At 41.7% G+C, this 13395-nt stretch carries 16 protein-coding genes; 5 read left to right on the top strand and 11 right to left on the bottom strand.

From position 1 onward, the window contains the following. Nucleotides 1–51 precede the first annotated feature (51 nt). Nucleotides 52–864 carry a recombination regulator RecX gene (recX, locus tag C1A12_RS18880; protein ID WP_101846411.1) on the bottom strand — a complete coding sequence of 271 codons (813 nt, stop codon included), beginning with the start codon at nucleotides 862–864 and terminating at the stop codon, nucleotides 52–54. A gap of 96 nt (nucleotides 865–960) precedes the next feature. Between recX and C1A12_RS18875 the strand changes: the two genes are divergently transcribed. The 3 genes from C1A12_RS18875 (at nucleotide 961) to C1A12_RS18865 (ending at nucleotide 4110) form a co-directional block, all read left to right on the top strand. Further along, nucleotides 961–1866, top strand: a complete 906-nt coding sequence (locus C1A12_RS18875) for a TIGR01777 family oxidoreductase (RefSeq protein WP_101846409.1) — start codon at nucleotides 961–963, stop codon at nucleotides 1864–1866. Between the two features lie 93 nt (nucleotides 1867–1959). After that, the gene (locus C1A12_RS18870; protein ID WP_101846407.1) at nucleotides 1960–3078 is read left to right on the top strand and encodes an amidohydrolase; all 1119 of its coding nucleotides are present in this window, start codon (nucleotides 1960–1962) and stop codon (nucleotides 3076–3078) included. Between the two features lie 480 nt (nucleotides 3079–3558). Then, complete coding sequence (locus tag C1A12_RS18865) at nucleotides 3559–4110, top strand: GNAT family N-acetyltransferase (protein ID WP_101846405.1); 552 nt, start codon at nucleotides 3559–3561, stop codon at nucleotides 4108–4110. A 17-nt stretch (nucleotides 4111–4127) separates the two neighbouring features. Here C1A12_RS18865 and C1A12_RS18860 read toward each other — a convergent pair whose 3' ends face one another. Further along, nucleotides 4128–4793, bottom strand: a complete 666-nt coding sequence (locus C1A12_RS18860) for an RsiV family protein (protein ID WP_101846403.1) — start codon at nucleotides 4791–4793, stop codon at nucleotides 4128–4130. 142 nt (nucleotides 4794–4935) lie between these two features. On the opposite strand from C1A12_RS18860, the gene C1A12_RS18855 reads away from it, so the two are divergent. Then, a complete protein-coding gene (locus tag C1A12_RS18855; protein WP_101846402.1) occupies nucleotides 4936–5751 on the top strand; it encodes a GNAT family N-acetyltransferase in 816 nt (271 codons plus the stop codon). Nucleotides 5752–5959: 208 nt separating this feature from the next. Here the strand turns inward: C1A12_RS18855 and C1A12_RS18850 are convergent, their stop codons facing one another. Continuing rightward, nucleotides 5960–6814 carry a VOC family protein gene (locus C1A12_RS18850; protein ID WP_101846400.1) on the bottom strand — a complete coding sequence of 285 codons (855 nt, stop codon included), beginning with the start codon at nucleotides 6812–6814 and terminating at the stop codon, nucleotides 5960–5962. 134 nt (nucleotides 6815–6948) lie between these two features. Between C1A12_RS18850 and C1A12_RS18845 the strand changes: the two genes are divergently transcribed. Then, nucleotides 6949–7308 carry a Lin0512 family protein gene (locus C1A12_RS18845; RefSeq protein WP_101846398.1) on the top strand — a complete coding sequence of 120 codons (360 nt, stop codon included), beginning with the start codon at nucleotides 6949–6951 and terminating at the stop codon, nucleotides 7306–7308. Nucleotides 7309–7344: 36 nt separating this feature from the next. Here C1A12_RS18845 and C1A12_RS18840 read toward each other — a convergent pair whose 3' ends face one another. From C1A12_RS18840 to C1A12_RS18815, 8 genes are all read right to left on the bottom strand, one after another. Continuing rightward, the gene (locus C1A12_RS18840) at nucleotides 7345–7992 is read right to left on the bottom strand and encodes a TraR/DksA C4-type zinc finger protein (protein ID WP_101846396.1); all 648 of its coding nucleotides are present in this window, start codon (nucleotides 7990–7992) and stop codon (nucleotides 7345–7347) included. A 139-nt stretch (nucleotides 7993–8131) separates the two neighbouring features. After that, nucleotides 8132–8284: a hypothetical protein gene (locus C1A12_RS21165; protein WP_159462232.1), complete on the bottom strand. Its 153-nt coding sequence runs from the start codon at nucleotides 8282–8284 to the stop codon at nucleotides 8132–8134. 62 nt (nucleotides 8285–8346) lie between these two features. Beyond that, complete coding sequence (locus tag C1A12_RS20960) at nucleotides 8347–8526, bottom strand: hypothetical protein (RefSeq protein WP_145997065.1); 180 nt, start codon at nucleotides 8524–8526, stop codon at nucleotides 8347–8349. A 123-nt stretch (nucleotides 8527–8649) separates the two neighbouring features. Further along, entirely contained in the window at nucleotides 8650–9786 is a 1137-nt protein-coding gene (locus C1A12_RS18835) for a bifunctional cystathionine gamma-lyase/homocysteine desulfhydrase (RefSeq protein WP_101846394.1), read from the bottom strand. 5 nt (nucleotides 9787–9791) lie between these two features. Continuing rightward, nucleotides 9792–10709, bottom strand: a complete 918-nt coding sequence (locus C1A12_RS18830; protein ID WP_101846392.1) for a PLP-dependent cysteine synthase family protein — start codon at nucleotides 10707–10709, stop codon at nucleotides 9792–9794. 22 nt (nucleotides 10710–10731) lie between these two features. Next, complete coding sequence (locus tag C1A12_RS18825) at nucleotides 10732–11190, bottom strand: S-ribosylhomocysteine lyase (RefSeq protein WP_101846391.1); 459 nt, start codon at nucleotides 11188–11190, stop codon at nucleotides 10732–10734. A 3-nt stretch (nucleotides 11191–11193) separates the two neighbouring features. Next, nucleotides 11194–11835: a class I SAM-dependent methyltransferase gene (locus tag C1A12_RS18820; protein WP_101846389.1), complete on the bottom strand. Its 642-nt coding sequence runs from the start codon at nucleotides 11833–11835 to the stop codon at nucleotides 11194–11196. 315 nt (nucleotides 11836–12150) lie between these two features. After that, complete coding sequence (locus C1A12_RS18815) at nucleotides 12151–13320, bottom strand: DEAD/DEAH box helicase (RefSeq protein ID WP_101846387.1); 1170 nt, start codon at nucleotides 13318–13320, stop codon at nucleotides 12151–12153. Nucleotides 13321–13395 lie beyond the last annotated feature (75 nt).

Below are 13395 nucleotides of genomic sequence, written 5' to 3'. Positions count from 1 at the left end.
TGACCACGTGCAGGGTCTATGAACATTTCCTGCAGCAAAATTTATGCACATTTACTCTTCAGTTATATACTCATCAATAAAACGATCGATCTCTTCGAACGAGAACCCTTTTCGATACAACCCCGATTTCACTTTTTGTTTTAATTCAAACCCTTCCGCCTTTCTCTCGTATTTACGCAGCAGCTTATCCCCTTGAAAGACAACCGCTTCCCACTCCTGATCGCTCTCTTCTTCCGGAAGTTGAGACAGTGCCTCTTTTATAACATCGCTGTTAAAACCCTTTTGCATAAGATGCTGTTGGGCATTCTGAATTTGCTGCTTCTGAGATTTTTTACGATCACTTCTCAATTTTTTCTCGGCTAATTTCACCGCTTTTTCCACTTGCAGCTCAAAAGGAAATTCAAGTATAGCTTCCTCAGCCACTGACTTGTCAACTCCTTTTTCAATTAACTCTTTTTTTAACACTAAAGGACCCTTACTTGCGGTGTTCATTCTCGTTCTTACCAAAGCTTTAGCGAACTCAAGGTCATCGAGAAGTTTTTCCCTGTACAATCTTTGAACGATTTCTTCAATATGCTCTTCGTCCGTTTCTTTTTTCGCTAAAAAATCACGTATTTCTTTTTCTGAACGCATTCTATAGCTTAAATAATTTATTGTTTGGGTATATACCTTATGTATGGTATCTTTCTGGATTAAAGCTTCGATGGTAGACTCTTCAAGTTCCTTGCCTTTCTGGAGGGTGTACTTAACTAAGATGTCTTCATCAACGCTGAAACCGTAGGCCTCCCCTTGACCTCGATCCAGATAGATATTGTACCGATTCTTACTCTTTTTCTGAGTCGTGACCCGAGTGATTTTTGCCATTTTACAACACCCCTTTCCCACTATTGTAGCACGGCTTGCTATCATTCGGTCACGCCAGAGAATCGTTTTAAATCTAATTTTAAGGAGGCAGCTTTGATGAATATCGCCATTACTGGAGGCACAGGATTTGTGGGCCAGAAGCTGACCCGTGAATTGATTGAAGAAGGTCACCATGTGTACATATTGACAAGAAGCCCTGAAAAGTACCACGATACGGATCATACCACCTATATAGGGTGGCTGATGGATGGTTATTCTCCATGGCTTGAGCTACCTCAAATCGATGCATTTGTAAACCTTGCAGGTGAATCATTAAACAGCGGCCGCTGGACAGAAGACAAAAAAAGATCGATCATGAACAGTCGAATTGATGCAACTGAAGGCGTCCTTGAAATTATCGAAAAATCTCACGTAAAACCAAATGTATTAGTTAATGCATCTGCTGTAGGTTTTTACGGTAAATCTAAGACAAAAACATTCACCGAAGAAACGACAGAGCCCGGGAATGACTTTTTAGCTAACGTAGTTGCTGAATGGGAAAAGCGCGCCTCAAAGGCAGCCAACCTGGGGGTTCGCACAGCGTTTATCCGCTTTGGTATTATCCTGGGAGAGGAAGGAGCGCTTCCTAAAATGGTTATCCCTTACCGGTTGATGGCAGGAGGTAACCTCGGTACCGGGGAACAGTGGATGTCGTGGGTACATGTAGAAGATGTAGTGGGTCTGATAAAATTAGCTGTTAAGGAAAAAAGCATAGAAGGTCCTCTTAATGGGACGGCTCCTCACCCTAAACGAAACAAAGACTTCGGCCAGACGTTAGGAGAAGTTTTAAATCGGCCTCACTGGCTTCCTGCTCCAGCTTTTGCATTAAAAGCTGCTCTTGGAGATATGAGCACCCTGCTTTTAGACGGACAATCTGTCGTCCCCAAAAAAGCTACGGAATACGGGTATGCTTTTAAATACCCTGAACTTAAACCTGCTTTACAATCTATATTGACTGACTAACGAACGGGCAAAACTACTCCCGTTCTTTTTTTATGATCTAGTTATTTATTTTGGAAGTATACTATATATAAGACAAAATGAGGAGGATCTCATGTGCACACGATTGTTACAAATGTTCATATTCATCCAATTACCACTCCACCAGTAAGACAAGGCAGCGTTCTTATCACTGATGGCAGAATCGATGACTTTGGAACAGATCTGTCCATCCCTGAAGAAGCTGAAATTATTGATGGTAAAGGACAGTGGTTGTTTCCAGGATTTATTGATGTTCATACTCATTTGGGGCTGTATGATGAAGGGACAGGCTGGGCAGGAAGCGACGCCAATGAAACAATCGAAGCAACGACTCCCCACCTTCGTGCCGTGGACGGCACTCATCCTTTCGATCCTGCTTTTTTTCATGCTCGAAAGTCTGGTGTGACGACAGCTCATATTATGCCGGGGAGCGCTAATATTATCGGCGGGACTACTTCCGTTATTAAGACTAGCGGTCACTCAATTAGTGATATGGTGATCAAGGAAACCGCAGGATTAAAAATGGCACTAGGAGAAAATCCAAAGCGTGTTCATTCTCCTTCAAGAAATGCCTCAATAACAAGGCTCGGAATAATGGGAACCTTAAGGGAAACATTTTATCGTGCTACCAAGTCCGACCCCGAAGATCTGCGGGTTCGACCTATATTACAAGCATTAAGAAAAGAAATTCCCGTTCGTATTCACGCTCACCGAGCAGACGACATTATTACAGCTTTGCGATTTGCTGATGAATTTGATTTGGACTTAAGAATTGAGCATTGTACAGAAGGACATTTAATTGTCGATAAGCTCGCCGGCCGCAATCTTCAAGTTTCAGTCGGACCTACTCTTACACGCATGTCTAAAATTGAACTGCGTAACAAAACGTGGCAGACCTATAGGGTACTACATGAACACGGTATCCAGGTGTCGGTAACGACTGATCATCCTTACACACCGATACAATACTTAAACGTTTGCGCGGCTTTGTCCGCCCGTGAAGGATTTCCGTTAGAGGATGCATTACGGGGAATCACGATTACTCCAGCCCGAAACCTGGGAGTTGATAAGCGTGTCGGTTCAATTGAGAAAGGTAAAGATGCAGATCTTGTATTGTGGAATGGGCATCCCTTCGAATTCATGTCGGTGCCGGTCTGGACAATGATCAATGGAAAAATCGTTTATAAAAAGTAATACCTAATTCAATTTTCTTAACATGAAAAAGAAAAGCGGCATTCGTTCGTAACTTATACGTTATGTTTATATTTAATATCACGCTTTTCACTATTCTGAAATAATATTTTTTCTAACTAAAAGGCGGAGATGGTTGTTCCAAACAAAGGAAAAAGCTGCTCTAAAACGACTCCTGTACAAGGATAAGCAGTAGATGAAAAGGGTGCATACTGAGAGCAAAATTTAACAATAAAAATTTGTTATTCGCCTATTCCCTTTTACTAAAAAATCGATTAAGATAATCTTACTATAATATATAGTATCGTACACGGACAAAGGGAAGGCAAATGGTGCGCCACCAGCAAGCTGGTTCTAGTGGGTTCGATTCCCACCCCGAATTTTTGTGAGCAATTGATAAAAATTCGAGGGTGATTTGAACCTGCTGAACGTTAGTTCCCACTGTTCAAATTACCCTCCTCTACCCATAAGGAGGGATTTTTTATGCTGAAAAAGCGTGACTTACACGATGTGCCGGCACTGTTTGATTTAATGATTGATCCTGAAGTTTATCCGTATGTTCGCGATAAAGCGGACACCACCGATGAGTATTACTTTATAACTAAACAGACGATAGAAGCCGAAGAACACGGTAAGTTAATTTCCCGGACGATCCTTGATGAGTGGGGCCATCCTATTGGTACAATCAACTTATTTGATATTAAGGAAAACAAAGGATTTCTAGCTACATGGCTTGGCAGGCCTTTTTTTGGTAAGGGATACAACAAGGTTGCAAAAGAAGCATTCTTTGAAGAATTATTTTTCCAGCTGGATATTGAAGGTATTTTTATGAAGATCCGGCATTCCAATCTACGCTCTTTAAAAGCTGCATTAAAACTTCCTTATGTCGTGAAAGCAAATGAGCTATACCCGGAGGTTCACCATTGGATTAACGAGGATAAACAGATTTATGATTTGTATATGATTTCCAAAGAACAGTACCTATTTCATTATTATGGAGGTCAGCATTCTGAAGAGGAAGTGTTGGAAGCATAGACAGCTATGCTTCCTTTTTAAACATTTTTAGGGACAGGAATACTTTTTTTATGCAGCGGTTTATCTTTTTTTACGTGTTGGTAAGGTACGGTGATCTCAGGTGTTCCGTAAACCCCTGACGCGATTTCATATTTATCAAAGACCAGAGTAAGTTTCCCGTCTTGTATATAATAAGCAGTATCCTTTCTCACTTCTTGAAAAGCTTGAAGGTTGAAGGTTTCAGGGTCTTTTGCCAGTTTCTTCTCTACTTCTTTATTTAATTTATCCATATGGACTACATCTTCCAGCTTTAAGAAAATCCCGTCTTCTTCATTCTCAAAATTTATGGAGCGTACTGAGGATTCATAGAAATCGCCCTTCGTAATATTTGAAGTGAGGATTACAGAAATAAACTCTTTGTCTTCTACAACAGATGATTCCCCATAGTACAACACAGGAATACCCACTGATTCTTCTCCTGCTCTCTTCACCTCAGACATCATCTTCTCAAGTTCTTTCTTGATCCCTTTATTTACCTCTTGTTCAAGATTCTTATTAATAAGCCCGTCGAAGTTCGGGAAATCAATGTGAATTTCATAATCTTCTCTGACCTGATCTTTATGTTGGATACTATATACGCTCTGAGCCTGAACCGGCAGAGCCATAATCATCATAGCGGTAGTGACTAAAAGTATTATTCTCATAAGACTGTCCCCCTTTATTACGTCTTTTTTAGTGTGGCCAGATTACGATAAACTTATCGCCTTTGAAAAAAATTCTAATGGTTATTGAAATTTTCATTATATTTGGTAAAATTAATACAATTTACATAAAGGAGGGATGGGGATGATTCGTAAGCTTAATAAGCGGGATGACCCCGACTGTCAGCGCTTACTGGGAGAGAAACCTGCTGAAAATCTGTTCATCATTGGCGATATTGAAAACTTTGGTTATGAACAGGACTTTCAAACTTTGTGGGGGGATTTTGATCAGAAGGACAGACTGCGTGCCGTACTGCTTAAATACCACAACAACTTTATTGCTTATGCCAGTAAGTCGTTTGACGCTGAAGGCTTTGCAGCTATTATTAATCGGGATCACGAATTTATGCAGATATCTGGTCTTCAAACGATAACCGATCAAATCCTTCCGTACATTGAACATTTACCTAAGAAGAAACGAGCGCTCTTTTATGCCAAATGTGAATCAAAGGAAAAGCTCGGGTTGAAGCTTGATACATCACAAGTTAAACTGGCTTCAGTAAAAGATGTACCTGAAATCCTCAACCTTCACAACCAGATTGTTGAATTTGAACAGGATGACAGCCGTGAAAGCAGCATGATTAAGGGTATAGAAGGCAAATCTACACGTATTTATTATGTGAAAGATGACGATCAAATGGTGTCAAGTGCTTCTACAACGGCTGAAAACTCTAAGTCGGCAATGATCGTCGGTGTTTGTACTCACCCTGACTTTAAACGTAGAGGATACGCCAGTTCTTGTATGAAGAAGCTGTGTGAAGACCTTCTAGATGAAGGGAAAATGCTCTGCCTCTTTTATGATAATCCTGAAGCCGGATCAATTTATAAACGGCTTGGTTTTGAAGATATTGGGATATGGACTATGAATATCTTTGAACCCATTAAACAGCCGACCTCCTAAAACTAAGATCAAACTGAATAAAGCATAAATATATCCGAACGATTTCTATTGAAATCAGTTCGGATTATTTATGGGTCTGGAAAGGACTTTTAGCATTGCTTTGTCAACATAATTCGGCTTTCCTGAAGATACTCGAGTCGCACTGTTCCCATAGGAGTCTTAAGCGTTTTGACTGACTAATGATCTGCTCAATTGTCTTACTTATGTCTCAGTACTGACCTTTTAGTGTAAAACGTAAATGGTTGCCCGACGGATCCACTACTTTTAAATCATGAGAGGTAAGGCTGTAAGAATAGCCATCCCCCTTTAAACGCATCGCTAATTGAAGAATTTCTCTTTCCTCGTTTACATGAAAGACACATTCTCTCATCCCCGCAGCTTCAGCAGGATTCGGAGGAACGCCTTCCCCGGCCCACGTATTTAGTCCAATATGATGATGGTATTCATCAGCAGCTAAAAATAACGCCTGGTTCCCAAGTCTTATTTTCACTTGAAATCCAAGAAGTTGATGGTAGAAATGAAAAGCTTCTTTTATGTTTGCCACATGGAGATGAATATGCCCTATCACTGTTTGATCAGGAAGGCCCTGCCATTGGTTTCTTATCTTCAACAATTCTTCTGCATCTAAAGGATCGGAAGCTAAAGGCAGTGATCCATCCTCTTGCACCTGCCATTGATCTTTAGGACGGTCACAATAAATCTCGATGCCATTACCATCCGGGTCATTTAGATAAATTGCCTCGCTAAAGATGTGGTCCGCACCTCCCTGAAGCGGAGCATGTACCTCCATCAAGTGATGAAGTACACTTCCTAAATCTTCCCTGGCCGGTACTAATAAAGCAAAATGATAAAGTCCAGCTTTTCCTGCCAGCTTCTTTGAGGAAGCTCCTGTATAGATTTGAAGAAGCACCCGCCCCCCGGCTCCCAGTTTAAGCTCGTCCTCCGACTCCGCTAAGATTTTTAACCCAATCACTTCTGTATAGAAAGTTTTTGCTTCCTTTAATTGAGTAACGCGAATTGACACTGTTTGAATGTGAGGAGATTCTATTGTTGAATCATTCAAGACACCACCACCCTAACTTACTTTTTGTAAGTTAATTGTATTTCATTAGTTTTCAAAGAACAACCAAAATGACTTTTAACATTCACTCCTTACGGGTATGGTTTTATAACAACAAATGAGGAGGAGTCAAAGTTATGGAAAAATTAATGTTCATTCAAACAGGTATGGGAATTGATGTCCATGGACAAAACGTAACCCATGCTTCTGTACGTGCCATCCAAAATGCTATTAATTCAAATTCAATGCCGGGAATCCGGGAAGCTCTTCCGGATCATGACCTGAATAATATGAAAGTTAACGTAAAACTTGCGTTACCAGCCGATCTCGATCAATTAGATGAAGAAGAAGTTAAACAGACCATCCCATACGGGGAAGTAACCGTAGAAAAACGTGAGGGCGGAATGTTAACTACGAGCGGAATTGTACTGGAAGAAAAAAATGATTCAAATGATCAAATGTATATCGTAAATGCTTCTGTTGAAGTGGGATATTAATAAAGTCTGTTGGGATCCTGTCCCAACAGACTTTAATTACTCTTCCCACTCATCCTCGTGCTCTTCTTTATATTTTTCATAGTGGAGATTACGTTCAAGATGAACACTATCGGCGCCGGTATAACCATGGATATCAGTAGATATGAAAGGTTCAAACTCTTCCGTATAGCCTGACCCTTCATCCTCTTCTTGTAAGGAGGAATCTTCATATGTCATGCTGTTTTCATTGAAAGAGGCTGCCTGCTGATAAGGGTTGGGCTCTCGATTGTCCTCCTGGTCAATCTCCCTTAAAACTTCTTCTTCGATACTTCGATCATCAGGGACACGCTGAGGAGTGGAATATTCTTTTAATGTTCTAGCTGTTGGCAAAGCCTCAAGTCTCTCGACAGGGATGTTCTTACCTGAGACTTCACAAACTCCATAGGTTCCTTTTTCGATTTTATCTAATGCATCACTGATGTCTTCTAACTCCTGCTCTGCATGTTCCAGTAACGCCATATCTTTTTCTCGTTCATAAAGTTCTGTTCCAGAATCTGCAGGGTGATTATCATACTGGGACAGTTCCCCTGATGCCATATCACTTGCAAATCCACGTTCTAATCCATGTTGATTGTTATCCATCATTTTTTGTTCAATTTCTCGCTTTCGTTCTTCAAGTTGAGCTTTAAAGTGAGCATAATCCATCGTCATTCCTCCTGTTTCCGAACTTACCTATAGTTTGGCTTAGGAGAATTGTTGTATTCATTCTGCCATGTAAACAAAGGCGCAGAAGCTCTGGTAGACACGCCACGCATATAAAACGGCCGGATGAAGGTGGTCTGAACTATGGCGCGAGTGTCTGGGTGCTTGCGCTGGAAGTCGCTCTGCAAGGGAAATCAAGGTCATTTATTTTTCGAAGCAGGTGGTCTTTTGGAACCACCATATCGTATAGTTCCTCAAATGGACTGAAGTTCATGGATAATTGTCGGTCTAACATCCAATCCCTCCCTTTTATGTATTCCTTTCATTGTACAAAAAAAAGTGACTTTCTTTTATCCATCAAAGAAAATCACTTTTTTTCGTTTTACCTCTGTTAAGGTCACGATGAGCGTTTGGTGCTGAAGCCTGGTCGATTAAAACCGGCCATGTCCTGTGGCCAACATCGATACTAGCACGTCCGGTGTGTCGCAGGAACAGCGCGAGCTGAAGATCCACTTGGTCAAGTGATCTTCTTGACAAGTTAGCTGAGCTCGTGCCCGCGGCAAGCATCCACCGATAAGCGATTTGTGCGAAGCAACAACAAACTTTAAAAGCAGAAAGGACTTTTTCAGTGGCCACCACCATCGGGCCGCTTTTTTGTCATCATTTTCGTAAAGCTTGCAGAAAATCTTCTTTTAAATCTTCAATATCTTCTAACCCTATCGAAACACGAACAAGGCCATCAGTAATTCCCAACTCGGCTCGGCGATCAGCAGGAATAGACGCGTGGGTCATCATGGCTGGAACTGAGATTAAACTTTCAACCGCTCCTAAACTCTCCGCCAATGTGAAGTATTTTACATTGCGGAGCACTTGGTCAGCCCTCTCCCCACTGCCTACATCAAATGAAATCATCCCTCCGTTACCGCCCGCCTGCTGCTCGTGAACTATCCGTCCTTTATGAGCATCTAAACCGGGATAATAAATATTCGTTACTTCCGGGAGACCCTGTAGAAATTCAACAAATTCCTTTGTGTTGCTTTCTATTTCTTCCATCCGGACTCCGAGAGTTTTAATTCCACGCATGAGCAGCCACGAATCATGTGGTCCCAGCACGCCGCCGGAAGAATTTAAAACAAAATGAACCTCATCTGCCAATTCCTCAGAATTGACTACAACTAACCCTGCGACAACATCGCTGTGCCCCCCTAAATATTTAGTGGCACTATGGAGGACAAGATCAGCGCCAAAGTTAATTGGGTTCTGCCAGTAAGGTGTGCTGAACGTGTTATCTACAATAAACTTTAAATTATTTCTCTTTGCCAGTTCAGAGACTTTTTTCATATCCGTTATTTTTAAGAGCGGATTTGTCGGTGTCTCTACGTACACTGCTTTCGTTTTCTCCGTTAAAGCTGCTTCGATATTCTTTACATCGCTTGTGTCCACGAAGGTAGCGTCTAATCCGAAACGATTAATGACTTTAGAAACTAACCGGTACGTCCCTCCATAAACATCATCTGTAAAAATGATATGATCTCCCTGGTTGAAAGTCATTAACACTGCAGTAACCGCTGCCATTCCGGAACCGAAAGCAAATCCCGCATGGCCTCCCTCAAGATCCTTTATTAATTCCTCAAGTGCAAAGCGTGTCGGATTCCCGGTCCGAGAATATTCATATCCTTTATGCCGGCCTACTCCTTCCTGTTTGTACGTGCTCACCTGATAAATGGGTACAGATACGGCCCCCGTTTTTTCATCACCTGTAATCCCGCCGTGTATGAGCTGTGTCTTTTTCCTCATTGCTCTCACTCCTCATAAATTCCTTGGCTTAAATAACGTTCGCTGCTGTCAGGAAAAATGGTTACAATACGTGAGCCTGCCTCAGCATTTGCTGCTTCTCGTAAAGCAGCTTCAAATGCAGCCCCAGATGAACTCGCTACAAGCAGACCTTCGTTTAAAGCGAGTTCTTTGAGTCGGATAAAAGCTGCTTCGTCTGAAACTGTATGAATTTCATCAAAAAAACTTTCATCCATATAAAAAGGCAGAAACTCCATCCCTATCCCTTCTGTTCGGTGAGGACCCGATTTCCCCCCATTTAGAATAGAGCCTTCAGGTTCGACTATGACAGTTTTAATAGAAGCGTCCTGTTCTTTTAAATAACGAGCTGTGCCCATAAAGGTGCCGCCCGTACCTGCTCCTGCCACAAAAATGTCAATCTCCCCATTTAAATCGTAGAATATTTCCGGAGCCAGTGTTTCGTAATACGTATTCGGGTTTGCCATATTGTGAAATTGCTGAGGACTAAAAGCATCAGGAATTTCATCACATAACTCCTTGGCTTTTTTGATTGCACCAAGCATTCCGTCTGTTGTAGGGGTGTGCACAATCTGAGCCCCCAGTGCTTTCATGAGAGCTTGCTTTTCTTTACTGAACTTTTCCGGGATTACGAATATTACTTTAAACCCTTTTCCGATAGCTGCAAGAGCAAGCCCTATGCCCGTATTGCCAGCTGTAGGTTCAATAATGGTACTCCCCGGCTTCAATAAACCTCGGCTTAATGCATCTTCAATCAGTTTTAAACCCAGACGGTCCTTCACACTGCCGCCTGGGTTCATAAATTCGAGCTTCGCAAAAATACGCGCCTGATTTGGAATCGCAGAGTGGGTCAACTCAATCATCGGCGTCCGGCCAACAAGTGATTGAACGTTCGTCACGTATCCCATCGGTTTTCCTCACCTTCTATAATTAAAAAACTTCAGTCCATTCATCGCGTTTATCTAATAATTCACGCGCCAGTTCTTTTGCTCCTTCTAAACTGTGGCTGGCCGCAAAGCCACATTGAACTTCATTGCAAGCCGGCACTTCATCAGCCTCAAGTACGTCTTGAAGTGTTTTTTCCAGTACGTTCAGTACGTTCTCATAGCTGTCATCATTTAAAACTGCAAGGTAAAATCCGGTTTGACAGCCCATAGGCCCAATATCAATTACACGATCGTGATGATTACGGCTTTTCTCTGCCAGCAAGTGTTCCAGAGAGTGAAGAGAAGGCATTTCCATATGCTCTTTGTTCGGCTGCTTCAAACGGATATCGTATTTATAGATTTTGTCCCCGTGCTCCCCTTCGGTGACTCCTACCAGTCTTACGTAAGGTGCTTTTACTTTAGTGTGATCAAGATTAAAGCTTTCAACGTTCATTTGTGGCATACATCATTCTCCTTTTCTCGCCCGGATCAGCCAGGCAAATTTGTTCATCGGTTTAAATGTTACCTCGAAGCCTGACTGTTGGAACATCTGCTCAAGATCTTTCAAGTATGGATAGTACTCCTCTCTTAGATCCTGGGCTAAGTTCATGAAACCATTATGTTCAGCTTCGTCAATTAATTGCTGTTTGTAGTTCTCATCCTTAAACAGCGTATCTATAAAAATGATTTCTCCATTTGGCTCCAGTTTATCACAATATTCCTTTAAGGCTAACCTTTTCTCCTGTTCATTGAGGTGGTGAAAAGCAAAGGAGCTGACAATCGACCGTATCGGCATCTGCAGGGTTGGAAAATGAAGAAAATCGCCTGAATACACAGCAGCTTCCGGACATTTCACATTGGCAATACGTCTCATTTCTTCTGATGGTTCTATACCAACCACTACTTTATGCTGAGCAACCATTTTTTGTGTTAAATTAGCCGTCCCTACCCCAAATTCGAGAACAGGGGAGATCGATAAATCAGCAAGTTCCTGGAGCATATCTTCATAGCCTTCAAACACTTCCTTGTATTCTGGATCACTTCCAGAAACCGTATCGTCATAAGAGCTCGCCCATTGATTAAAAAGGTCGACAAACTCTATGCCCATTTCCTTCATCTCCTTATAATTAATAATTCCTATGAGTTAACTCGGAATTATAGCTTTACATTATCATATTTCATAAGCCTGCTCAATGTTAATGTTTTGTGCAAATCTGCATTGAAAACTTGGCTTATCGCAATCTCCAATGATTCTTAAATTATAAAAAAGAAGCGAAGGATCTCTCAGCCTGAGCTTCATTGCATCTTTCAAATAGTAAGGGATAACAAGGCAGCTATCTAATTTAAAGCTATTGAAATAAATAAAGCTGTCGACTTTCTCGACAGCCTGAAGAAGGGCTAGTTAACTGCCCCTTTTTAATTATCACTTTCGTTTTCTCCCAGACCGGTCATAATCAGGTTTTTTATCTTTTTTTCCAGGTGACAAATTACTTATCGAACGACGGTGAAGTCTTTCTCCGATACCTTTTTCAATTGAATGCAGGGCCTGTTTATCTTTAGGGGCTGCAAAAGTAATGGCAAGACCTCTTCCACCAGCACGTCCGGTCCTTCCAATCCGATGGATATAGCTTTCTGCATCTTGTGGAATATCATAGTTAAACACGTGAGTTATCCCTTCAATATCCAGCCCTCTTGCAGCTACATCAGTAGCGACCAAATATTGAATTTTGGCGTCACGAAATGTCTGCATTACTTTTTCTCGCTTGGCCTGAGACAAATCACCATGAAGTTCATCCACTTCAAAACCATGTGCTTTTAACGCCCCGTTCAGCTTACTTGCTCTTCGTTTCGTCCTGCAGAAAATCACAGCTAAAAAAGGACGATGTTCATTCATGATTTGTATTAAATGGTCCTGTTTGGCCCGGTCAGTTGTTTCATAAACGAGCTGCTTGATTTCCGATAACGTTACCTTTTCAGCTTGAACCGCTATTATTTCTGGAGTTTTCATAACGCTGCCGGCCAAGCTCTTCACTTGAGGAGAAATCGTAGCTGAGAATGCGCTCGTCTGTCTATCACCCGGAGTCTCCTCAAGTATTGAAGTAACGTCGGGCAGAAAACCTGCCTCGAGCATCTGATCTGCTTCATCAAGAATCACATGACGAACATCCCTTAAAGAAATGGTTTCCCGGCGTAAGTGATCTAGAAGTCTCCCAGGAGTAGCAACGACAATATGAGTTCTCCCAGTTAACTTTTTCACCTGCTTAACTACATCCTGGCCTCCGTATACGGCAAGTACTCCTGTATCTTCTGTACGAAGTTTCTCTACTTCATTAGTAATCTGCAGTGCCAATTCTCTGGTTGGGGTAACGATTAACCCTTGAATAAAGGGAAGGTCGTAATCGATTTTTTGTAAAAGCGGCAGCAGAAAAGCAAGTGTTTTCCCCGTCCCTGTCTGCGCTTTTGCCACCACATCTTTTCCCTTCAGAAGAAGAGGGACGGCCTGGATCTGAACAGGCGTAGGTGAGGTAAGCCCGTTTTTCTTCAATTTGCTTAGGAAAGGTTCATTAATTCCTATATCTTTAAAATCTTGCATTTTACTTCACTTCTTTCTAGTTTACTTTCCCCTGATTGTAGTAAGCGAGCGTTGACATTTTTATTTTTAAAGTAC

Source organism: Halobacillus sp. Marseille-P3879 (assembly GCF_900240285.1).
Taxonomy (GTDB): Bacteria; Bacillota; Bacilli; order Bacillales; family Halobacillaceae; genus Halobacillus_A.
The sequence above is the reverse complement of the archived record's forward strand: the minus strand, read 5'-3'. Positions and strand labels throughout refer to the sequence as shown.

Excerpts from the sequence above, each read along its gene's own strand:
- recX (WP_101846411.1), bottom strand. The coding sequence starts at position 864 with ATGGCAAAAATCACTCGGGTCACGACTCAGAAAAAGAGTAAGAATCGG.
- C1A12_RS18875 (WP_101846409.1), top strand. The coding sequence starts at position 961 with ATGAATATCGCCATTACTGGAGGCACAGGATTTGTGGGCCAGAAGCTG.
- C1A12_RS18865 (WP_101846405.1), top strand. The coding sequence starts at position 3,559 with ATGCTGAAAAAGCGTGACTTACACGATGTGCCGGCACTGTTTGATTTA.
- C1A12_RS18860 (WP_101846403.1), bottom strand. The coding sequence starts at position 4,793 with ATGAGAATAATACTTTTAGTCACTACCGCTATGATGATTATGGCTCTG.
- C1A12_RS18855 (WP_101846402.1), top strand. The coding sequence starts at position 4,936 with ATGATTCGTAAGCTTAATAAGCGGGATGACCCCGACTGTCAGCGCTTA.
- C1A12_RS18845 (WP_101846398.1), top strand. The coding sequence starts at position 6,949 with ATGGAAAAATTAATGTTCATTCAAACAGGTATGGGAATTGATGTCCAT.
- C1A12_RS18840 (WP_101846396.1), bottom strand. The coding sequence starts at position 7,992 with ATGGATTATGCTCACTTTAAAGCTCAACTTGAAGAACGAAAGCGAGAA.
- C1A12_RS21165 (WP_159462232.1), bottom strand. The coding sequence starts at position 8,284 with ATGTTAGACCGACAATTATCCATGAACTTCAGTCCATTTGAGGAACTA.
- C1A12_RS18835 (WP_101846394.1), bottom strand. The coding sequence starts at position 9,786 with ATGAGGAAAAAGACACAGCTCATACACGGCGGGATTACAGGTGATGAA.
- C1A12_RS18830 (WP_101846392.1), bottom strand. The coding sequence starts at position 10,709 with ATGGGATACGTGACGAACGTTCAATCACTTGTTGGCCGGACGCCGATG.
- C1A12_RS18825 (WP_101846391.1), bottom strand. The coding sequence starts at position 11,190 with ATGCCACAAATGAACGTTGAAAGCTTTAATCTTGATCACACTAAAGTA.
- C1A12_RS18820 (WP_101846389.1), bottom strand. The coding sequence starts at position 11,835 with ATGGGCATAGAGTTTGTCGACCTTTTTAATCAATGGGCGAGCTCTTAT.
- C1A12_RS18815 (WP_101846387.1), bottom strand. The coding sequence starts at position 13,320 with ATGCAAGATTTTAAAGATATAGGAATTAATGAACCTTTCCTAAGCAAA.